At 63.0% G+C, this 21,620-nt stretch carries 18 protein-coding genes; 6 read left to right on the forward strand and 12 right to left on the reverse strand.

Going from position 1 to position 21,620, the window contains the following annotated elements:
• Nucleotides 1–37: 37 nt before the first annotated feature.
• The 12 genes from XH93_RS23940 to XH93_RS23995 form a co-directional block, all read right to left on the reverse strand.
• Nucleotides 38–490, reverse strand: coding sequence for a hypothetical protein (locus tag XH93_RS23940; protein WP_194469379.1), 453 nt, complete (start codon nucleotides 488–490; stop codon nucleotides 38–40).
• A gap of 29 nt (nucleotides 491–519) precedes the next feature.
• The gene (locus tag XH93_RS23945) at nucleotides 520–1,407 is read right to left on the reverse strand and encodes a type II secretion system F family protein (RefSeq protein ID WP_194469380.1); all 888 of its coding nucleotides are present in this window, start codon (nucleotides 1,405–1,407) and stop codon (nucleotides 520–522) included.
• Nucleotides 1,404–2,336 (reverse strand): type II secretion system F family protein, encoded by a 933-nt coding sequence (locus XH93_RS23950; RefSeq protein WP_194469381.1) that lies wholly within the window; start codon nucleotides 2,334–2,336, stop codon nucleotides 1,404–1,406. The genes XH93_RS23945 and XH93_RS23950 overlap by 4 nt, the downstream gene beginning before the upstream one ends.
• Entirely contained in the window at nucleotides 2,333–3,769 is a 1,437-nt protein-coding gene (locus tag XH93_RS23955; RefSeq protein ID WP_194469382.1) for a CpaF family protein, read from the reverse strand. The genes XH93_RS23950 and XH93_RS23955 overlap by 4 nt, the downstream gene beginning before the upstream one ends.
• The gene (locus XH93_RS23960; RefSeq protein ID WP_194469383.1) at nucleotides 3,766–4,965 is read right to left on the reverse strand and encodes an AAA family ATPase; all 1,200 of its coding nucleotides are present in this window, start codon (nucleotides 4,963–4,965) and stop codon (nucleotides 3,766–3,768) included. Before XH93_RS23960 ends, XH93_RS23955 begins: the two co-directional genes overlap by 4 nt.
• Nucleotides 4,962–5,930 carry a Flp pilus assembly protein CpaB gene (cpaB, locus tag XH93_RS23965; protein WP_194469384.1) on the reverse strand — a complete coding sequence of 323 codons (969 nt, stop codon included), beginning with the start codon at nucleotides 5,928–5,930 and terminating at the stop codon, nucleotides 4,962–4,964. The genes XH93_RS23960 and cpaB overlap by 4 nt, the downstream gene beginning before the upstream one ends.
• Nucleotide 5,931: 1 nt before the next feature.
• Nucleotides 5,932–6,438: a prepilin peptidase gene (locus tag XH93_RS23970; RefSeq protein WP_194469385.1), complete on the reverse strand. Its 507-nt coding sequence runs from the start codon at nucleotides 6,436–6,438 to the stop codon at nucleotides 5,932–5,934.
• Between the two features lie 84 nt (nucleotides 6,439–6,522).
• Entirely contained in the window at nucleotides 6,523–6,726 is a 204-nt protein-coding gene (locus tag XH93_RS23975) for a hypothetical protein (RefSeq protein ID WP_194469386.1), read from the reverse strand.
• A 141-nt stretch (nucleotides 6,727–6,867) separates the two neighbouring features.
• On the reverse strand, nucleotides 6,868–7,170 hold the full coding sequence (locus XH93_RS23980; protein ID WP_371814781.1) for a Flp family type IVb pilin: 303 nt from the start codon (nucleotides 7,168–7,170) through the stop codon (nucleotides 6,868–6,870).
• Nucleotides 7,171–7,738: 568 nt separating this feature from the next.
• On the reverse strand, nucleotides 7,739–7,939 hold the full coding sequence (locus tag XH93_RS23985; RefSeq protein ID WP_194469387.1) for a Flp family type IVb pilin: 201 nt from the start codon (nucleotides 7,937–7,939) through the stop codon (nucleotides 7,739–7,741).
• 297 nt (nucleotides 7,940–8,236) lie between these two features.
• Nucleotides 8,237–9,709 (reverse strand): hypothetical protein, encoded by a 1,473-nt coding sequence (locus XH93_RS23990; RefSeq protein ID WP_246799283.1) that lies wholly within the window; start codon nucleotides 9,707–9,709, stop codon nucleotides 8,237–8,239.
• A 164-nt stretch (nucleotides 9,710–9,873) separates the two neighbouring features.
• Nucleotides 9,874–12,885: a hypothetical protein gene (locus XH93_RS23995; RefSeq protein ID WP_194469388.1), complete on the reverse strand. Its 3,012-nt coding sequence runs from the start codon at nucleotides 12,883–12,885 to the stop codon at nucleotides 9,874–9,876.
• A 637-nt stretch (nucleotides 12,886–13,522) separates the two neighbouring features.
• Between XH93_RS23995 and XH93_RS24000 the strand changes: the two genes are divergently transcribed.
• From XH93_RS24000 to XH93_RS24025, 6 genes are all read left to right on the forward strand, one after another.
• The gene (locus XH93_RS24000; RefSeq protein WP_139483082.1) at nucleotides 13,523–14,059 is read left to right on the forward strand and encodes an NYN domain-containing protein; all 537 of its coding nucleotides are present in this window, start codon (nucleotides 13,523–13,525) and stop codon (nucleotides 14,057–14,059) included.
• Between the two features lie 216 nt (nucleotides 14,060–14,275).
• Complete coding sequence (locus XH93_RS24005) at nucleotides 14,276–14,680, forward strand: hypothetical protein (protein ID WP_194469389.1); 405 nt, start codon at nucleotides 14,276–14,278, stop codon at nucleotides 14,678–14,680.
• A gap of 278 nt (nucleotides 14,681–14,958) precedes the next feature.
• Nucleotides 14,959–16,677 carry a TolC family outer membrane protein gene (locus XH93_RS24010; protein WP_194469390.1) on the forward strand — a complete coding sequence of 573 codons (1,719 nt, stop codon included), beginning with the start codon at nucleotides 14,959–14,961 and terminating at the stop codon, nucleotides 16,675–16,677.
• A gap of 243 nt (nucleotides 16,678–16,920) precedes the next feature.
• Nucleotides 16,921–19,098: a type I secretion system permease/ATPase gene (locus XH93_RS24015; RefSeq protein ID WP_194469391.1), complete on the forward strand. Its 2,178-nt coding sequence runs from the start codon at nucleotides 16,921–16,923 to the stop codon at nucleotides 19,096–19,098.
• A 12-nt stretch (nucleotides 19,099–19,110) separates the two neighbouring features.
• Nucleotides 19,111–20,361, forward strand: coding sequence for an HlyD family type I secretion periplasmic adaptor subunit (locus XH93_RS24020; RefSeq protein WP_139483078.1), 1,251 nt, complete (start codon nucleotides 19,111–19,113; stop codon nucleotides 20,359–20,361).
• 315 nt (nucleotides 20,362–20,676) lie between these two features.
• On the forward strand, nucleotides 20,677–21,573 hold the full coding sequence (locus XH93_RS24025; RefSeq protein ID WP_246799285.1) for a transglutaminase-like cysteine peptidase: 897 nt from the start codon (nucleotides 20,677–20,679) through the stop codon (nucleotides 21,571–21,573).
• Nucleotides 21,574–21,620 lie beyond the last annotated feature (47 nt).

A 21,620-nucleotide genomic window follows, 5' to 3' on the forward strand; every position in this document is an offset into this window, starting at 1 on the left:
CCCTCGACTGCAACGGAGCATGTTACGCATGGGGCACCTATTGAAATCGCTCTGAGTAAGTTAGCGTGAACGAACAGGGATTGGAATTGCTGCTCGTACAGAGCACCGACCTCAAAACGAGCGGCGTTACTGTGATCGTTGTCGTATAGACATAGTATTTCGGCTGAGTGGCAGCGGAATTGGTCGAATCGCAGACAGCATTGCTCTCGCCGCAAACGAGCTTGACGCTGGGTATAGGATAACGGCTGTCCGCCTTGGCCGTCACCGTTGCCGACCAGGTAGACGCGTTCGTGACATCCGGTGGCGGAGAATACAGGATGGATTGTCCGAAGGTGCGCAAGGCCTGGTACGCGGATATGTAGCGGAAGCCGACGATCGCAATATCGGCCAGCGGCAGAATCACCAGCAGCATCAGAAACAGCCAAACAGCCGGCACCTCCAACGCGACGGCGCCGCGTTGATCTGCCATCAGCGAAATTTTGCGGCTCATGACCTCCCGGCTCCCGTCCGCATTTCACTTCACTTGAACGCCTTGATGAGGTTCAGCATCGGCCCGCCGCCGAGGATGACGAACATCGCCGGAAGCAGGAACAGCACCATCGGAACGGTCAGCTTGGCGCCCAGCTTGTGGGCCTTTTCTTCCAGCTTGGTAATCCGTTCGCGGCGGAGGTCGGCGGCGATGCTGCGCAGGGCCTGGCTCAACGGCGTGCCGTATTGCAGGCTCTGGCTGATCATGGTGCCGAAGCGGCGAAGCCCCTCCGACCTCGAGCCCAGTTTCTCGAATGCGTCGAAGCGATTGGGCAGGATCCGGAGATCATCGAGAAGGTCGGTCAGGACGCCGGCCATCGGCGGATTGGTCTGGACGATTTCGGCGGCCACGCGTTGCAGCGCACTCTCCAGGCCCATTCCCGCCTCGCTGCATACCACCAGCAGATCGATGGCATCCGGCATGCCCAGCCGGATCGCGGCATCGAAACGCCGCTTCAGCACCAGCATGATCAACCGCGGCACCAGGATCCCCAGCACCACGCCGACCAGCGTGAAGACGATCATATTTGCGTCGATCAGCTGCGCCACCACGAAGGCAACGATCGGGAATGCGAACATGCTGAAGATCTTGACCCCGATCCAGATCGGCAACACTCGATGATGATTGAAACCCGCCGATTGAAGGACCGTTCGCAGTTCTTCGATGTTCTCCTCGGCGTAGAAGCGCCGGTAACGGGCGCCCAGCGATGAAAACCAGCCGACCACGTCCTTGGAGCGTGCCTGTTGGTCGGGGATACCCAGCACCGCGTTCGACACCCGTGTGTCCAGCGCGCGAATGTGCATTTCGCGGATGAGCAACAGGAGAGTCGCAGTCGCAGTAGCGATGGCGAGCGCGACCAGGCCGAGATCTGTGGTCATAGCGCGGTATCCCTTCTGATCATCCAACGGATCACGAAGTGCCCGATGATCACCGAGGTCACCGCGTAGGCCAGCATCGAGTTCCCGAATGGATCATAGAACAGCACATCGATCATTTCCGCGTTGAGCGAGTAGATCACCGCGCCGACGATGAACGGCGCGGCAATAAGCGCGCGTGACGAAAAGATCACCTCGCCCGCCAGCGCCTTGGCGCGCGCGGCCATCGCCACGCGCTGCCGCACGGTCTCCGCCAGGATCTGCAGGGTTTCGGCGAGACTGCCGCCCGACTTCAACTGCACAGCGAGCGTCACAGCAAAGATGCCATACTCCGTGACTCCCGTTCGGCGATAGATGCCCTCCACCACCTCCTCCGGAGGCCTGCCCAGATTCAATTCGCTGCACGCGATCGCAAACTGCCCGGCGGTCGGTTGCGGCATTTCCCTCGCAATGGTTCGAAAGGCTTCGTGGACCGGCAGACCCGATCGCACGGTGCTCGTGACCAGTTGGACCGTGTCAGGCAGTTGCCGGAACAGCCGGTCGGAAAAACGGCGCTGCTGCCATTTGAACAGACCTCGCACAAGCATCACGGCGGCAAATGCCGCCGCAATCGACGCCTTGGTGGTGGAGATCCCCAACAGGCTGGCACCACAGAAGGTCGCCGCCGCCCCGATCATGCCGGCCATCAGCACATAGGCCGGGTGCACGACGTAAGGGATACCGGGCCTGTAACTGGCCAGGCGGTGCAAGAGCTCCGAGCGGGATCCGGTCTCCGCACGACGAATCGAGATCAGGTCGGCCGACCGCGACGCAGGCAGAGCGATCGCAAGCTGGCGGTCGATGCGGCGCTGCCGGGCGTCGAGCCACAACGTCGTACAGGCTGCGCACATCAGCAGCCCGAGCACGACGACGATTACGGAAATCGGTATCATATTTGCGCCATGGCCTCGGCCCAAGCCCGCTCAAGGCCGTAATAGGCAAGACGGCTCTTGAACTTCGGGACCGCGTTGGTGGACTTGTAAATGCCCTGGATCCGGCCGTGAACGTCTTCCTCCTTGTACTCGAACGCGGCGATGTCGTTGGTGGTGATCACCTCGCCTTCCAGGCCGACCACCTCGCTGATCTGGACGATGCGGCGCTGGCCGTCGCGCATGCGCTCGACCTGAACGATGAGGTCCAGTGCCGCGACGATCTGGGTTCGGATCGCCCGCGGCGGCAGATTGGCCTGCCCCATCTGCACCATGTTTTCGATGCGGGTCAGGGCGTCGCGGGTGCTGTTGGCATGCACCGTGGAAATCGAGCCGTCATGGCCGGTGTTCATCGCCTGCAGCATGTCGAAGGCTTCGATGCTGCGTACCTCGCCGACCACGATCCGGTCGGGACGCATGCGCAGCGCGTTCCACAAGAGATCGCGCTGGGTCACCTGCCCGGTGCCTTCGAGGCTCGGAGGCCGTGTCTCCAGGCTGATCACGTGCGGCTGCTGCAGCTGCAACTCCGCCGCATCCTCGATGGTGACGATGCGCTCGCCGTGGTCGATGAACTGGCTCATGGCGTTGAGCAACGTCGTCTTGCCGGAGCCGGTGCCGCCGGAGACCAGCACATTGAGCCGGCAACGGGACGCGAGCTCGAGCACCTGGCCGATGCCCGCGCTCATCGAGCCGTTGGCGATCAATCCGGCGATGTTCAGCCGCCGGGCCGGGAATTTTCGGATCGAGATGCAGGGACTGTGGATCGCCAGTGGCGGCAGGATGATGTTGACGCGGCTGCCGTCCGGCAGGCGGCAGTCGCACATCGGGCTGGATTCGTCGACGCGGCGGCCGACTTGCGCCGCGATCTTCTGCGCCACCGAGGCGATGTGGTCGTTGTCGCGGAAGCGGACCGCGACCCGCTCCAGCTTGCCGCTTCGCTCGACATAGATGCTGTTCGGCCCGTTGACCATCACGTCGTTGATCGTCTCATCGAGCAGCAGCGGACGCAGCGGCCCGTAACCGGTCATGTCGTCCGCGATCTCGTCCGCGAGCAGCAGCTGCTCGCGGCCCGACAGTTCGAGCCGCTCCTGATTGGCGATGCCGTGGATGATTTCCTCGATCTGCCGCCGCAGAACATCGCGCGGAACGGTCGCCGCCGCCGATGGCTCGATCTGCTCGATGACCCGCTCGCGCAGTGACGCCGACATCACGGGATGATGATGCGCGGGCTCGTCATGCTTGGGCACCGGGTTCGGCGCCGCTGCGGGCAAGGTCGGAGGCGACGGCGGCGGGCTTGCCGCCGGTGCGGCCCATCTCGGCTGCGATTCGGGCAGGTTTGGCGTCAATGAAGGCAACCGAGCCGCCAGGTCGTCTGCGCGCCTTCCAAACTTTTTCATAGCCTCAGCAGCCTCCGCCAGCGTCCCTTCCGCTTGTCGCCCGCGACGCCCGCGATCTCCCGCACGATCGGGGCAAGGTGACGTCGCAATCCCTTGACGTGCTTGAGCGCCGGAATTCCGAGGTTGACGGCCTGGGTCATCCCCTTTCCGAGATCGGGGATCACCATGTCCGGCTCTGCGCCCAGGGCCTTGACGATCGTCGCCCTGGGAAGGCCGCCGGGCCGGTTGGCGCGGTTGAGCAAGGTAAAGACCCGATCCTTGCCGGCGATGTTGGTGACGGCGGTGCGCAGCGCATGGGCATTGCGCAGCCCCGTCACTTCGGCTTCCAGCAGCACCAGAACGTGGCGCGAGAGCGTGAGGACGGGATGCATCGCCGCCCCAAACGGCACCGGCACGTCGACGACGATGTAATTGAAGCGTTGACGGAGCAGACCCAGCACGTGCCGCACGCCCGCTTCGGTGATGTCGAGCTGTGCATCCAGATCCTCGTCGGCGGAAATCAGGCAAACCTTGCCGTTGACCTCGATCCCCGCACGCTCGAGGAACAACGTGTCTGCGCGCATCGGATTTTCCAGGGCGATCCGCAGCCCCGGCCCCGGCTGAACGCCGAGCATGACCGCGGTTTCACCGTTTTGCAGATGCAGATCGAGCAATGCGACCTTGGCCTTGGTGGTCTCCGCGAGCTGCAGTGCGAGATTGATGGCGATGCTGGTTGCTCCGGCACCTCCCTGCGCCCCGCAGATCGAGACGACATGCCCGCCGCGATCGATATGCCCCGCCGGCGCGTCGCCGATCATCAGCTTCGGGCGCAGCAGGTCCATCACTATGTCGCGCGTGAGCGGCCGCGGCAGGTACTCAGTCACGCCGATTTCCATCAGCTCGCGGTAGAACTGGATCTCCCTGTTCTCACCGATCAAGGCCACCCGGACATCGGGCGGGCAAACGCTCGCCAGCCTTTCGAGCTCGGTGAAGGGATCAGCGATGCCGCTGATGTCGGCCACCAGCGCGAACAGTTCGGTGTCGGTTTCGAGCATCCGGATCGCAGTGTGGATCGTGCCGCGCTTGATCGACAGGTTGCTGCCCTCGAGGCCCTTGCGCAGCGCCGCGGCACTGAGGTCGTCGTCGACGAAGCAGACGATCCGGTCGCGCGCGACGACCGATACGGGTTCAGGCGTACCTACCATTGCCATGTTCATCTACTTTTCTCCAACTTGCCGGCCGCCGCCGTTGTCGTCTGGCGGGTAACCTCCGGCGGCGACCCATCGCAGCTCACGCTAGCGATGTCGGCGCCGGCACTTTCTCTCCTGACGGCGTACTCCTTGCGCTCGCCGCCGGAATGAACAACCACCTCCGTGGTCTGGCCCGCGAGTGCATTCTGACGGGCAAGTTCAGGCGACACATCGCAGCTCGACATCGCGCCGCCGTCCGCCTTGTCCCATTGCTCGACGGCCGCGCGCACAGAGAGAGAGAGCGTTCCGAGTTGCTTTGCGACCGTGATCTTCTTGACCTGCTCCGGCCCAAGCTCCAGCGACACGGTCTGCGCCTGCTTGCCCGCTACGGCGGCGATGCTTCGCCCGCCCTGCACGATCTCCTGGTCGATGGCGATGACCCGAACATTGCGCAAAACGGTTTCGCTCAGCGCACGGCGCGCCGGATTGTTTTTCTCGAACACCTGGGTCAACAGGACATCGACGTAATCGCCGGGCCTGATCAGGCCGGAAACGCCGGACTCCTCGTCGACCTTGATGCTAATGGCACGGCTGTCCGGCGCCAGCACGCTGGCGAGGAAACCGCGGTCCTTCGGCCGCAGGATGTCCTGCAGCGTCACCGGACTGCCGGCTTCGACGAACTTGCGAACCAGCGAACCGGGAAGGCCGGCCTTGGCGTCCGGTGTCTCGAGGATCGCACCGGCGGGCACCCGCTCCGGCGCCGCCGTACGCACCGCGAAGTCCTCGTCACGGGCCAGCGTGCCCTTCGGCAGCGCACGCGCCGCGACGAAATAGCCGACCGTCGTAGGCGCAGCCACCGGCGGCGGCGGCGCGCCCTCCGCGACCACCACAGGAACCGGTTTCGGCTGGTTCATGTTGAAGGCAATCAGCCCGAACGCGGTGGTTGCGAGCAACAGCACGACGATGATCGAAAGTCGCAGAGCGGATGACATCTCAAATTCCTTTGCTCAAAATCGTCCAGATGCCACCGCAGGCTATGGCAACGCCATACGGCAGCGGTGCGTGCCGCAGATGGCGCCAGCGCTCGACCGCATAGACCCGCCGCGCGAGCGACGATCCGGCGGGAGCGAGTTTCGGATATGGCAGGTTGCGCATCACCAGATGCGCGAGGGCAAGCACGCCGCCGGCCAATGCAGTGACGGCCAGCAACTGGACCACGCCCGTCAGCGGCAGGCCGACCGCCAGGGCAACCAGCAACTTGACGTCGCCGCCGCCGATCGCTCCCCGTGTGTAGACGGCCAGCAGCACCAGAAACAGGATCGCAGCGACGATCAGCGATTCCGCAATTTGCATCGGGCTGGCCAATTGGCCGGCAATCCCAAGCAGCGCCAGCGCCAGGCAAATCTCGTTTCGGATCAGCCGTGTCGCGACATCGATCGTCGCCACATACAGCAACAACAGGATTTCCAGGATTGAGGCTATGGGAATAATCCAACTCATCAAAAGCAGGCCTCAGGAAAGAAAAAAGAAATGCACTTCTCGAAATGGGTGGTGTGGGTTCAAACGTCTCCGCCGGACGCGACATCAAACTCCAGCTTGATTGGCGATGGCGGTCGCGTTCACCGCGGTCGTTGGCAGCGCCTTGACGTCGTTGCCGGGACCGAACACCGCGATCACTCCGAGCACGACGCAGACAGCGAGCATCAAGTATTCGAACGAAACTGCTTCGGCTCTGTCGGCGCGCAGAGGCCTCAACGCATCAATAATCGTATCGCAATACCCCAACACCGGAAAAATCCTTCGTTGGCTTGAGGGGCGTCTAAAAAAAACAGACGTACGTCCAATCCGACTTCTAAAAACAAAGTGCAGTGCAAGGACGGAGGTGAAAAAGGGGAAGGCGGCGAGCCCGCCCCTCTCTCGCGAGATCGATCAGAGGCCAGCCATAGAGCTCGAGATTTTCGTGATTCCGCTGGCCAGAGCAGACGAGATGCTCTTGTCGGTCTTGAACACGGCGATCACGACGGCGACGATACAAGCCGCGACGATGATGTATTCGAACGACACGACACCGTCCTTGTCGGTGGCCAGACGCTTCAAGGCTTCGGTGGTCTTGATGTAGTAATTCAACATAGGAAAAAATCCCTTTTGAGATGAATTTACGCAATTACCGTTGGCCAGCAAATCCGGTGCCAACTGGAATTTGTTTATAATCTTTCGCCAGTTGACTGTCATCCGGTAATCGTTTGTTAACCCTACCGACACGGCCGCGAGCGCCGCACCCGCGCAGGTTGCTGCCTGCGCCGATCACCGGAATCCCTTGAGATAACTCAGACTTTCCCCCGCGCGCGGTGAGTCCGGCGCAGCCGGTCCGTGCGAATACGGGGCGTGGGTTCCACGGGCGTGAAGGCAACGGAAATATTGCGACAAAATGCCCGAAAAGCGGGCATCCGCACGATTTCGGAATATTGGAAGAGTACGGGTGAGTTGCCCGACGTGTCAAGTCGCCTGGCCGAGTTGCCTGGCCGAGCGAGTGGCGTCGTCGAACCGCCGTGGCCGCCGCCGGCTACTTTGCATGGGGTTGTTTTTCGGGATTTTGGCTAAGTCTGCCAAAGGACGGCCAGCAGCGCAGCAATCCTGAGTGGAGGCAGCTTGAGCCGGCCGTTAAGGATAGCGGCAGCGCCAGCCGGAACGCAGACTGTACCGGGATCTGGCTCGCCGAAATCCAGCGGCCTCCACTCGCTCATACCCAAACCTATCGCTCGACGGGGCAGAACCTGTCCTGCCCCTCTCCGGCGGTCGATCAGAGGCCCGCGAAGGAGCTGGAGATCTTGGTAATTCCATCGGCCAGAGCGGACGAGATGCTCTTGTCGGTCTTGAACACCGCGATCACGACGGCGACGATGCAAGCCGCGACGATGATGTACTCGAATGAAACCACGCCGTCCTTGTCGGCGCGCAGACGCTTCAATGATTCCATGGTGCTGACGTAAAATTTCGACATGGGAAAACCCTTTGACTGAGATGAATTTTACAAAAGCCGTCGGCAAGCAATCCGGGTGCCAACCATTTAGTTTTATAGTATTTCGCCTAAAGTTGCACCGTTAAATCTTCGTTAACCTTACTCCAGCCGGATCCTCCGTGTTTGCACGGAGGACGCCGTGCTTTGGGTGCCGTTCCCGCCGTTCAGACAGGCAAACGCCGACGCGCGTGCTCGTTCGGACATAGACAGAAACATTGACGTATCCCCTCGCCATCGCAGCGCGCCGGCAATCCACGCCACGGCTGTTCAGGGATTACTTCAGGGACGCGCGCGGCGAACGTGGACGACGGCCACATCATCGGCGTAGGCCCGCTCCCAGTCCGGCAGCAGATCGAGCAGACCTGCGGCTCGCGTCGACGGGGCGAGCAACGTTGCGTCGATCTTGTATTCGTCGAGCAATTTGACGAAGTCCGGCACATCGCGAAGCGAAAGGGCCAGGTAATAGCGGGTGAGAAAGGCCGACCCATAGAGTTCGGCACGTGAATCGATGAACGTCGGAATGCCCTCGAAGATCAGATATCCGCAGAAATAGTACTCATTCAGGATCCGGCTGGCCTTCAGCTCCCTGAGCTTCTCCACCGCAACGCGCGGAACGCGCGGTAGCGAGTGCTCCACCGTCGCCAGCACCACCCCGGTCGCGACAACGAGGGCGGCGATCGCCGCGACGATCGCCGTTCTGGTGGGTTGGACGATTTTCCGGCGGTGCTGCAGCTCGGGCCACGAAAGCTGCTGGCCCAACGGACCGGCAATGAAGAACGGCGCAACGAGTGCGAAAACGTCGACATAGCGGACATGGGCCAGGGTCTGCCAAACGACAGCGAGCAGCGCCGCAACCCTGATCGGAGGCAGCTTGAGCCCGCTGTACAGGGCGTAGCCGGCGCCGGCGATCAAGCACACCGTCACAGCATTGGTTTCGCTGAAGTCCAGCGGCTGCCACTCGCTGATCTTTGAAAGAATCGGTCCCAGTTGGAAAAGGCGCAGCGTCACCAGGATCGATTCCGGTCCATACGGGGTGATGCAGGCGGCCGCGAGCGCAAATCCCCCAAACCGAAGCCATTGCACCGCGACCGTCACCCGCGCGGATTTGTCCGCAGTCCAAATCGCCTCCAGTGCGAACGGCCCGATCAACGCCAGGCCCATCGTAAAGCTGCCGTGGAGGTTCGCCCAGAGCGTCATGAGCGGGATGTACCAGAGCGAGGGCGCGCGACGCTGTTCACTCGCCTCTATCAGGGCGTTCGCCCACAGCACCATCAACGGGAAGGTCAGGACATGCGGCCGGGCCATCGTGTGGATCGCCGCCATGGCGATTGCCGCGGCCACCATAATCATGACCGGCACGTTCGGCAATTTTTTGAGTAGCAGGCGCGTGAGCAGGAAAATCGCCGAGGACGCCGACAGCGCGGCAAGCATTGCAGGTCCCGGCCATCCGGCCAATTTGAACGCAGCGAAGTAAATGACCTCCGCCAACCACGCGCTGGTTATCCAGGGCGCGCCGGGCATCGTGAAAGAGAATGGATCAGCGTGCGGTACGGCACGATGATCGATGATCCACTGCCCCACCACAATATGCCAATAGATATCGGAATCGACTAACAGGTCGCCTTTGATGATGAGTGCCAGGTAGGTCGTGGCCGCGAATATCAGCGGCAACCAGGGTCGAAGGTGATCGCTGCGCGCAGTGGCTGCGCTCAGCCCGGTCTCCGTATCCACCTGAAGCGAATGACTGCTCAAGGGCGTGCTGTCCGTCTCAGGATGCGATCATTGTCAACTTTGACCTGGCGCGCAACCCGGCGATTTCCAAAATCCCCCGTCCAAGAGCGAGGCCGCAGAGGCGCCTCCGCGTCGCCCCCGGCAGGCGCGCGTTGCCGTCCCCGCTCGTCCAGCCCCGCCCCCGATCACGCGATCCCGGTCAGTGACGTCTGCTGGTGCAGGCTCACCCAGAACTCGTCCATGGTATTCAAGTTGACGGTTGCCGGATTGATGCCGCCTGCGGAGGTGCCGTTGCTGTCGTAGGCGACCTGCCCCGAGGTGCTCGTCACCAGGTGACCGTCGTTCCACCACATCAGCGCGTTCTTGAGCCCCTCGCCGTCGGCCTCCTTGCCGTTGTTCCAGTCGGCGATCGAGGCCGGATTGGTCACGTCGACATATTTCTGCCAGGCGTTGCCGCTGGTGGCGACCGCCGAGCCGGCGAGCTTGCCGCCCGAGCTGTCGATGATGCCGTCATTGTTGGCATCGACGGTGAAGCCGTTGCCGCTCCATGCGCCCTTGCCGGTCAGCCACATCACGGCTTCGTCGATCAGATCGTTCGGCTGCACCTTGCCGTTGTCGATGTTCAGCTGCGCCGCGACGGCCTGCTGCAGCATGATAATGCGCGCATCGCCGGTCGTGCTCGACGACAGGATCGAGGCCGCCAGCGTATTCGAGATCAGCAGATTGTGCGCGTCGTTAGCGATGCCGTCGCCGTTGGAATCGCCGAGCAGAAGATTGCCGTCGTGCCGCGGATTGATGTCCAGGGCCGAGAGCACGCCGCTCTTGAAGGCGCTGTTGGTCGGATTGCTGACCTTGGCGCTCGAGCCGTCCCATGCGTCGGTATGGCTCCCCCAGAAGCCCTGGGTCAGCGTGCCGCCCTGCTCGGTGAAGGTGCCGGTGTAGCTCGAGACGTCGTCATCGGTCGGCAGCGCCGTGTGCAGGGCCGTGTCGGTGAACGAGCCGCTCGCCGTCCCCGTATTGCTGTAGTCGCCGAGAATGGCCGTGCCGGAGGCTGTGAAGGTCCAGCTTTCGCCGAGATCGAGGAGCCCGTTGTTGTTAGCGTCGCCGACATTGTGCACGTGATCGGCCTGCAGCACGGCAGTGGGCGAAACACCGGGCTGATTGTCCGTAACGGCGATGTTCGACAGCGGGACGTCCCCCGCATTCGTGACCGTGTAGGTCCAGGTAACGCCATAACCCGCGAGGAAGCTGAGACCGTCGCCGGTCGCCAGATGCGGGGTCACGACATTGTTCACGATGGTTACGGAGTCGACGCCCGTCGTCACCTTTTCAAGATGGATGGCAGGCGTGACGCCGGTGTAACCGGACGTATCGCTCGCCGTCGGATTCGCTGTGTGCCCGGCATCGTCGGTAAAGCTGCCGCTCGCCGTGCCCTTGTTGGTGTAGGCGCCGTCGATCGCCGTGCCGGTCGCCGTGAAGATCCAGGTCTCGGTGGTGTCGAGCAGGCCGTTCTGGTTGGCGTCGCCGACGTTGAAGCCGCCGCTCGTCAGACTGGTCGGCATCACGCCCGGCTGGTCGTCGGCGACGGTCACGTCGGACAGCGCGACATCGCCGGCATTGCTGACCTTGTACTCCCAGATGATGTTCTCGCCGGCGATGATCGTCAGGTTGTCGCCTGCCGCTCCCTTGCCATCGACCAGGACGAGATTGCCATTCGCATCCAGCGTACCGTCGACGGTCACCTTGTCGATCGCGATCTTGGGGGTGACGCCGATGTAGTTGGCGCGGTCGCTGTTCGTCCCGGTGGTCGTGCCGTTCGCATCCGTCACCGTGCCGACCGCCGTGACCGTATCGATCTGCAGGAGCTGACCGTTGCCGCCCGGCTGCAAGCCATCGACCGCGGTCGTCGACGCGGTGTAGGTCCACGACTCGCCAAGATCGATCAGACCGTTGTTGTTCGCATCGCCGCCCTGGTAGGTGAAGGCAAGTGCCGGATCGTCGATCAACGGCGCCAACAGCAGCTTGGGGTCGACGTTGGATGCGTTCGGCATCGTCTCGTTGGTGATGATGACCTTGTAATAGACGGTCGAGCCGGCCAGCAGCGTCGGCGCATCGTCGCTGCCCGCAGCGATGCCGTACAGGCCGACATCCTGCCAGTTGGTCCCGTCGACCGAGATCTGCTTGTCGATGCCGACCACCGCGTCCGGCGTCTTGCCCGCCGGGCTGGCCGGCCCGACCGACCACTCCTCAAATCCCGCGTCCGCATTCGAGAACTGGGAATAGAGGTAAATGAATGCCCCGGGATCGGTGCCGACGAAATAGGAGTTCGGGATCAGGACTTTGTAGTCGCTGTGGCCGCTGCCCGATGACCAGGCCGTCAAGCCGACGGAGACATCGACGTCGGCGCCGCCGCCGGTTTTTCCGTCCGCTCCGCCATCCATATCGTAGAGCTGAGTGAGCCCGGCCAGCGAGGTGAGATTGCCCGCCGACGCCGCATAGATCTGCAGCTTGTCCAGACTGATCGGGTCGCTTTGCTCGTTCAGATCGAGACGGAATTCCCGGTAGTCCACGCCGTCGATGGTGACGATCGGCACCGCGCCGAGCAGGAGGCTGTGATTATGCGCTGGCGAGCTTCCGGTGTTCTGAACAGGCGCGGCATCGGTGTTGAAGCCCTGCTCGACACCTGTGTTCTGGATCGTAACGAATGACGGGAAGATGCCGGTGCCCGTCGCAGTGTTGGTATCACCGGTCAGAAACTTGATGCCGTTGGTCAGGCTTGCGGGAACGACGGCCTGCACAGGCGTATGCGGGCTATCGGTGAAGCCCGTTGTCATCATGACGCCGGCGGTCTGGTCGATCGCGCTCAACGAGAACGCCTCGCCGGCCGCGTCCATCCCGACCGCCCAGGTGGTCCGGATCACACCGTTGGCAACGCCATCGAGATCTCCGGCGCCACCATCGGTGACCGTCCAGGGCTGGTCGGTGCCGGACACGGCGGTCCCCGCCACGTCGGCGACATTGAAGGTCACGGTGTCGCCGACGCCGACGGTTGCCGCGATATTGGCGGTCGAACCTGGCGCATAGTCGGCGAGATCGGTGGCGAGGGAGAAGCTGGCTAGTGATGGATCGGCGCTGAGAAGTGAATCATTGACGAGAACAAACGAGTTGGTGCTTGCATCGAACGTGTAAACTGCCACGACTGAAATCCTTCCAAAATGAACACCACGAAATTCCGCAACGGCCGGCGGCAGCCGGCTCGTCGATCAGTGAGAGCGAGAAGGTGTGTTGAGATGGCGCTATAGGCTGCAGCCGGGCGTCGCACCTGCCGGCGGCCAAACCTGTCCATGCAATGAGGCGAAACCGCCTTTCTTCCCATGAAAAAACTGCAACCGGCAAAAAGCCACATCCGCAAAAATACGGGTATCGGCGCAAAAACGGCGCCAATACACTTGAATCAACTCTAGATGTATTGTTGCCGTTAACGCAATAAAAACCTTTGTGACGTGGTAAACGCCAGGCTGGATCGCATCGCGCCCTTCGTTTGCTCCGTCGCTATTTTTCCCTGCGTGCTGCTGCACGAACTGAGCGTGGCCATACTCGCCACGGCCGAAAGCAAAGCTGGACGGACAATCCCGCTGGCCTATCCACAGGGTATCCCAGCAATCAGCAGTCACCCGTGAGCAACGGCATTGGCGGCGTTGAACGAATTTTCCGCTTCTTTTCCGCTAACTGCTTGCTCTAGGATCAGACATTTCAGTCGGAATGCTCGCCGGCGAGGCTCAAGCAACGTCAAGAACCAAGCGCTGCGAATATCCGGCGTCATGGGGATTTGAGATGACCGACCGCATTGCGCTTTTTATCGATGGCGCGAATCTTCATACCACCGTCAAGAGCCTCGGCTTCGAAGTCGATTTCCGGCGATTGCTCGCGGAGTTCGGCAAGCACGGACTGATCGTCCGTGCCTATTTCTACACCGTGGTGAGAGACGAGGACGAGTTCAGCAGCATCAGGCCACTGGTGGATTGGCTCGATTACAACGGGTATGCGGTCCGGCGAAAGCCGGCCAAGGAGCACAGTGACGGCGAAGGGCGGCGAAGGGTAAAGCGCAGCGTCGGTGTCGAGATCGCCGTCGACGCGCTGGAGATCGCACGCCGGATCGACCACGCATTCTTGTTTTCCGGCGATGGTGATCTGCGATCCGTCGTCGAAGCCGTCAGGCGAATGGGGGTCCGCGTCACCGTCGTTTCCAGTATTCGAACCAAGCCGCCGATGGTCGCCGACGAGCTTCGGCGTGAGGCCGATGTCTTCCTCGAGCTCGACACGTTGAGGACATCGATCGAGCGTCCGCCGCACCCGATCGCGCCAGAATGATGCCTGCCCCGCCGCCGCGCGGGCTCCACCCGGCGCGCCGCGCGCCCTCCCCACCTCTCAGGCCCGTTCGCCTGGCGCGTGCGGCCGCTGGACATCAAGTTGCGCGGCCTGCGCGGAAACCTCAGTATGGCCGCAGCGAGCGCACCTGCACGGGGATCCCCAATGCGAAAGTCAGTCGGTTGTCTGCTGTTGCTCCTGGCATCGACACCTGCAGTGATGGCCAACCCGACGCGGTTTGCCTGCGACCCGCCACAGGGCAAGCGGGTCGAGCTTGGCCCTTCGAACAGGTCGGGTGACGCCCAATGGATCGACGACAATCTCGATACCGTCCGGCCCGCGGTCGTGATCGATGGCCAAACCCTCTCGGTGACATGGGGAACGTCGGTTGCGCAGGAGGGCGCGGGAGCCAAGCTCACGACCTACGTCTTTGCGGCGGCCCGTCGCGACGCGTCGTCCATTCTGGCAACCCGGGTAGACGACACCACGGCCGAGATCTTCAGGTTCTATTTCGGCAGCAAGGTGCTCTACAAGCTGACGACGCGTTCGGGAGGCGCCTCTCTCGACGGCAAGGTGGCGCCTCCCTTCATCGCCACCCATTTTGCGATTTGTCGGGAACAGTAGGCGGGCGGGCGAGCTCGCCGTTCATTAGCACAGGCTTAACCTACCGCGGGCTTTTGGTTGCCGCCGCGCCGAGTCCAGCGCCTTTTGAATCAATATCAATCTTCCTACAACCGCCTGAATTATCTCGATATTTCTAGTTGACGCGGAGCCCGGCGGCGACTGGGGCGTGTCTCATTTGGCGCCGCGGTGTGACCGAAATGTCATAGGTTACAAACCCCTCCTTTGTTACGCTTTCCCACGGATTCCTTTGTAAATTTTTTGGACTAGGGGCGGGATCGATGAAGACGGCGTACCTCGTGATCGCGGGACTGTGCTTGGCGGCGAGCCCGTCAAGGGCCGAAGTCTTTTCGATCAATGACGCGTTGCGTCAGGCCATGCAGACCAACCCGGGCGTTGGTGAGGCCTCGGCAAACCGGCGGGCCACCGAAAGCGAGCTGCGGCAAACTCAAAGCACCATGCTGCCGCAGGTGCGCATCGACGCCAGTTACGGACCGGAAAAATTCGATCAATCGCCGGGGGTCATCAGCCCGTCGCTGCAGGTCCCGACCGCAGGTTCAGGACCGTGGCGGAATGGCAGCCAGGAATCGGTGGTGGTGCGGCAGCTGCTGTGGGACGGCTTTGCCACGATCCATGACACCTGGCGTCAGACGGCGCGCGTCAATGCTGCCGCCTCCCGCGTCAAGGAACGAACCGAGTTGCTGGCGCTCGACGCGGCCGAAGCCTATGTCGATGTCGTGCGCTATATGCGGCTGGTCAGCCTCGCCCAGCAGAACGTCGCCAACCACGAGAAGATCTTCTCGAACGTGAACTCCCGCTTCTCGGGCGGCCGGGCCGGCGAAGGCGACCTGGAGCAATCGCGCGAGCGCGTCGAGAACGCCCGCGCGGCACTCGCGGAATTCCAGCGCAGCCTCGACGACGCCAGGGCGAAGTATCGCAAGGTGGTCGGCCTGGAGCCGATCAATGTGCGCTTCCCCGCTCCGCTCGCAGGGCTGCCGGGCAGCCGCGACGAAGCCTTGGCGACCACCCTGCGCTTCAATTCGACAATCGCGGCGGCACAGTCCGACGCCGACGCGGCCAAGCACGCGTTCCGGGCAACCGACGGCTTGTTCGGCCCGAAGTTCTATCTCGAGGGACGGGCAACGCATTACGACAACTCGTTCCCGTACGTCACGAGCCCCGGAAACCCGAGCGTGACGCACGAGGACTACAGCGGCAAGGTGGTGATGTCCTGGGACATCTTCCGCGGCGGCCAGGATGCCTGGAATCGCTCGGAGAAAGCCGAGCGATACACCGAAGCAACCATGCGCCACGCCCGGCTGCAGCGCGACGCCTATGAATCGATCGACAAGGCGTGGAATGCCCGCACGATTACGGCAACGCGCATCGCGGCGCTCAAGCGTCAGCTCGATGCAGACCGGAAGACCATTGCGGCGTTCCAGAAGGAATACGAGCTCGGGCAGCGATCCCTGATCGACCTGCTGAACGCGCAGAACCAGTTCTTCAACGCCTCGGTCTCGCTGACGTCCGCTCGCGGCGTCGTCGTGTTCGCCGACTATCAGCTGCTGGCGGCGATGGGAACCTTGATCGAGTATTTGAAGGCGCCGCCCGCGGTCGACGCCGCCCCGGTGGACATGCTCGACATCGGCCTGCCCCGCTACTCCTTCCCGACGCTGCGCGTGAACCTGCCGCAAACGGGGTCTGAGCCGGTGAAGGTTGCCGTTCCGGCGCCCGCCGCTGTTCAGGCTCCGGTCGCCGGGGGCCGTGCCGCCAGGGGCTATGCCGCTGCTCAGGCGAACGACGTCGGTTTCGCGGACCGCTGGACCGGCTCGACGGCAACCGCTTCCGTGCCCGGCTCATCTGAATGGATGCAGCAGCAAAAGAGTGCGAGCGACGGCCCGACTGTCATCTACGCGGATCCCTCCGTTACGGCGAACGCAAGTTCTTATGCCTCGACGAAGCCGCACTGGCTGCTGTCGGCTTTCCCGCCCGCCCGGTAGTACTACGGGATCAGGATCGAAGATCGCAAAAGGGCCCCAAACGGGGCCCTTTTTGATTCCCGAATTAACTCTCGAAGCAAGATTCGGTGATTTTGTTCGCCTTCTGTTATAGAATCCGCCTGAACTGATCGAACGCATTTTTTGCGCGTCCCTTTTGAATCAAGGGTTTTTAGATTGTTTGGAAATCTTAGTCCGGCGGCTGCCGCCGGCCGACCGTCGTCGGATGAACATGATTTGAAGTCGATGGCACAAGCGCGGCCAAGCGTGCTAGGCGATGATGCCCTCACCGCTTCACTGACCTATCTCGCTGCGCATCATGGCCGCGCCGTGAGCCGCGAGGCCCTCCTCGGCGGACTTCCGATCACGGACGGACGGTTGTCCGTTTCGCTCTACGATCGTGCCGCAAGGCGCGCAGGTCTCGAGACCGAGGCGATCAAGCGCGACATTTCGGAGATCCCTGCGCTGGTGCTGCCTGCCGTTCTCATCATGAAGAACGGCACTGCGCTGATCCTTCTCGGGGTGGACGCTGCAAAGAAGGCGATACAGGTCGTAGACCCCACGGTGACGCCCGGCGCGCCGCGCATCGCCGATATCGCCAGCATCGCCGCGGACTATACCGGCTACGCGTTCCTGGTGAAGGTCGCTCCGCAGGCCGACGCGCGCGCCGTCGCAGCAGGCGATCTCCCCAACAGTCACTGGTTCTGGTCGGTCGTGAAGGGGCATTGGCGCAGCTACGGACACATCGCGATCGCCGCCTTTCTTACCAATATCCTCGCGCTGGCGACGCCGCTGTTTACGATGAGCGTCTACGACCGCGTCATCCCCAACGGTGCGATCCCGTCCCTGATCGCCCTCTCGATCGGCATGGGCCTTGCCATCGTCTTCGACTTCGTCTTCCGCATGGTGCGCAGTCGCATGATCGACGTCACCGGCAAGACCATCGACGTCGTGCTGGCCGCCAACATCTTCGAGCACGTCATGGCGGTGAAGATGGCGCAGCGCCCGACCTCGGTCGGCATCATCGCCAATCAGCTGCGTGACTTCGACTCGGTTCGCGAATTCTTCACCTCGGGCAGCGTGGTTTCGGCGACCGACCTGCTGTTTGCCATTCTCTTCGTCGGCGTGTTGTTCATCATCGCCGGACCGCTCGCCTGGATCCCGCTGATCATGCTCCCGCTTGTGATGCTGATCGGCTTCCTGCTGCAACGCCCGCTCGACCGCGCGATGCGGCGGCTGCAGGCCGAGTCCGCCGCACGCCACGGCGTGCTGGTCGAGTCGCTGTCCGGCCTCGAAACGGTCCGCGCCACCGGCGCCGAGGCCCGGATGCAGACCTTGTGGGAGCGCTCGGTCGCAGCAACGGCCCGATCCAGCGAGGACGTTCACTTCTGGTCATCGCTCTCGCTGACGAGCGCGAGCACCGCCCAGCAGATCACCAGCCTGCTGCTTGTCATCGTCGGCATTTTCCTGATCCTCGACGGCAAGCTGAGCGTCGGCGCGCTGGTCGCCGCGAACATGCTCGCGGGCCGCGTTCTTGCGCCGATTGCCGGCATCGCCTCCGTGATCACCAAGGGAACGCAGACCATATCCGCGCTCAAGGCGATCGACCGCATCATGTCGCTTGACCGGGAGCGGTCACCGCACCGGTCCTATGTCGCAAGGCGGATCGAGCAAGGCCGGATCGCCTTCGAGGACGTGTCGTTTGCCTATCCGAATGCGCCGGGCAACGCGCTCGATAAGGTCAGCTTCAAGATCGAGGGCGGCGAACGGGTCGGCATCATCGGCCGCGTCGGATCCGGCAAGACCACGGTCGGCAGGCTGCTGCTCGGCTTCTACGAGCCCCAGCAAGGCCGCATCCTGGTCGACGGCGTGGACTCCCGCCAATACGATCCTTCGGACCTGCGCGCCGGCATCGGCTTCGCGATGCAGGATACCGATCTGTTCTACGGCAAGCTGCGCGACAATATCGCGATCGGGAAACCCGAGGCGACGGATGAGGAGATCCTGCTCGCAGCACGGCTGTCCGGCGTCGAGAGCTTCATCGCCAGCCATCCGATGGGCTACGACATGCCGATCTCCGAAGGCGGCCGCAGCCTGTCCGGCGGTCAGAAGCAGGCCATCGGGCTTGCCCGCGTCCTGATCCGAAAGCCCCGCGTGCTGTTTCTCGACGAGCCGACGGCGCACTTCGACGTCCGCAGCGAGCAGGAGTTCCTCGAGCGGCTCAAGGGCTTGGGCGATCGCATGACCATCGTCATTTCGACCCACCGCCTGTCATTGCTGAACATGGTCGATCGGCTGCTGCTGTTCGACAACGGCCGCCTGATTGCCGACGGCCCGCGCGACAAGGTGCTGGCGGTCCTGCAGGGACGGCCCGCAGCCACCGCCCCCTCGCCGGAAAATACGATTCAGCCGAAATCTGCATAACGAGCTAATATTATGGCGTCTTCCGATTTTGCGTTTGCAAATGATATCCGCTCCGCGGCGCTGCTGCGCACGCCGCGCACCTCGCGCATGCTGCTGTGGACCTCGTGCGCGCTGTTCGCGACGTTCCTGGTCTGGGCTCATTTCGCCGTGCTGGACGAAGTCAAGCGCGGCAGCGGCCGCGTGGTGCCGTCGCGGCAGATGCAGGTCGTCCAATCGCTCGAAGGCGGCATCGTCGGCGACATCCTGATACGCGAAGGCGACATCGTGCAGCAGGGGCAGTCCCTGATGCGCATCGACGACACGAAATTCGCCTCCGAGTTCGGTGAGATCCGGGAGCGCCGCGCGTCGATGGCGGCGCGGGTGGCCCGCCTCGACGCCGAGGCCCGCGGGCGAAGCGAGATCACCTTTCCGGATGATCTCGACAAGATGGTTCCGGCCGCCGTTGCGACCGAGTCCAGCGTGTTCAAGATGCGGGCCCAGAAGGTCGCGCAGGACATCGACGTCCTGAATCAGCAGGTCACCCGCCTCACCGGCACCCTCAAACTGCTCGAGCGGGAGCAGACCCTGACCCGCAGGCTTTACGAGCAGAAAGTCGTCCCCGAGATCGAGATGCTGCGGCTTGATCGGCAGGCAACCGAGATGAAGGGGCAGCTCGCCGAAGCGCAGTCGAAGATCGCCAATATCACGGCCTCGTTCCGCTCGCAGGCCGACGAAGATCTGGCGAAATCGCGCGGCGATCTCGCCGTGCTCGACGAGAACATCAAGTCTGCCCAGGACCGGGTGCGCCGCACCGACCTGAAATCACCGGTCCATGGCATCATCAACAAGTTGAATGTCAGCACCATCGGTGCGGTCGTGGCGCCGGGCGCCAACCTCATGGACATCGTGCCGCTGGACGATACCCTGCTGGTCGAAGGCCGCATTCGCCCCCAGGACATCGCCTTCATTCGCCCCAACCAGGATGCCGTGGTGAAGATCACCGCCTATGATTCATCGGTCTACGGATCGCTGAAGGGCAAGGTCGAGCGCATCAGCGCCGACACCATCGTCGACGACAAGGCGGAAAAGACCGAGCGGCAGGAGACCTTCTATCGGGTCATGGTGCGAACCGAGAAGAACCATCTCGGCACCGAGCAGCATCCGCTTCCGATCATCCCGGGAATGGTGACCACGGTCGAAATCCTGACCGGCGAGAAGTCCGTGCTGGACTACATCGCAAAGCCTGCCCGCCTGCTGCGCGACGAGGCCCTGCGCGAGCGCTGAGGCGCCCGCGCTTGGTTAACCAATGGTGACTGTCGATCGATCGCATTTGAGCGAACGGGCAAACGTCGAGTTGACCGCCTTTGCGACATTCCCCCGGCCGCCCGCAGCACTTAACCCCGCTTAAGCAGCCAACGCAGCAGTCTACGCCCCGATAACAGGCCGGGGATAACAGATCGACGCACAGACGTTGACGGTCCCCGACATCGGGGACGTCAGATGAAGTCGCGGACATTTGCTTCGTTGGCGGTCGTGGCCATGGCTGCGCTGCCTATTGCCCTTTGCACGGCACCTCCGGCATTGGCCGCGGAAACCTCCTTGCTTGGCGAGCTCGCGCCGGCTGCGGACGCCGCAGCGAACCGCCCGCCGGCAACCTTCTTCACCATCAATGACGTGCTGGCCAAGCTCGACCGCCAGCGCGGCCGCGGCCCGGGCGCCATTCGCACCGCCGCCATCGCGCCAACCAATACCGCGACCGACGCCCTGCCCGCGTCGAAACCGCTGCCGCCGGCCGGCCCCGAGCCGTTCGGCCTGTTCACCTTCCGCGCGCCCGAAAACGGCCTCTGGCGGAAATGGCGGAATCTTGAGTCCGACCTTGCCAGGGAGCAGGCCGTGCTCACGCAATGCCGGGCCAACGCCGACACTTGCCCGTCCCACGCCGCGCAATTCCTCCGCCTGATCGGCACGGTCAAGCTGAAGTCGGGACGCGATCGGCTGGATGAGGCCAATCGCGCCGTCAACCAGGCGATCCGCTATATGAGCGACTTCGCCCAGCACGGCGAGGCCGACCGCTGGACCGCCCCGCTCGCCACCTTCGCAACCGGCAAGGGCGATTGCGAGGACTATGCGATCGCAAAATACGTCGCGCTCAGCGAAGCCGGCTTCCCGCGCGAGGACCTGCGCCTGGTGCTGGGCCGCGACCGCGCCATCCGCCAGGATCATGCCGTGCTGGCGGCGCGCTTCGAGGGCCGCTGGCTGATCCTGGACAGCCGGAAATCGGACGTCGCCGACGATTCCAACTCCGCAACCTTCACGCCGATGTTTGCGCTCGACCAGCGCGGCGTGCAGCTGTTTGCAGCACCCTACGCCGGGCTTCCCGGCAGCGAGCTTGAGGCGGCCCCGGCGGCCGCCGATGCCAGCGATGCCGACTGGACCGGATCCGACGCCGTCAGTGGCAGTGGTGCCCTGCCGGGCTCTCTGCCGCTACTGATGTAAACGGTCATGAAAAAGCCCTCCGGCGATGGCCTCGCCGGAGGGCTTTT

This window comes from Bradyrhizobium sp. CCBAU 51753 (assembly GCF_015291565.1).
Lineage (GTDB): Bacteria > Pseudomonadota > Alphaproteobacteria > Rhizobiales > Xanthobacteraceae > Bradyrhizobium > Bradyrhizobium ivorense.